The organism is Agriterribacter sp., assembly GCF_035444585.1.
In the GTDB taxonomy this organism is placed as follows: domain Bacteria; phylum Bacteroidota; class Bacteroidia; order Chitinophagales; family Chitinophagaceae; genus Agriterribacter.
This window is the reverse complement of the sequence record NZ_DAOMOZ010000320.1, coordinates 1-340: the sequence shown is the minus strand read 5'-3', so window position 1 is coordinate 340 and position 340 is coordinate 1. Positions and strand designations below refer to the sequence as shown.

Genomic DNA, 340 nt, shown 5'->3' with positions numbered 1-340 from the left:
ATATTCTTTTTTGTTTTATTCATTCGCCTGCTTCAACGCTTGAATTTCAATTTCAACCGATATTCTAAAGTTAGTTCGTTTAATTTTTTCAATTATTGGTTTTATACTCGGAATTATTCCTTTAAGTTTTGCTTTTACTATTACGCCAATTGTTCCTGTATATGCTAAGCCAAGTTGGTTTGCAATTTTTCTTGCCTTATGGTCATCTAAAATAATTGTGCTGTTGGGTGTTTCCAAAGCCAAAGCAATTGCACTGGATTCACCTTTCTCTATTTGCAGTTCAAGAAGCTGCTGCTTGGACATGTCAGCAACACTTAAAATTTCAACCCATTTCGGAAGT

General features: G+C 34.1%; 1 protein-coding gene. It reads right to left on the bottom strand.

What is annotated here, in order from left to right:
- Positions 1-15 precede the first annotated feature (15 nt).
- Positions 16-340, bottom strand: a 325-nt coding sequence (locus tag PLH26_RS20850) for a PIN domain-containing protein (RefSeq protein ID WP_324587950.1), incomplete at its 5' end; no start/stop codon positions are given.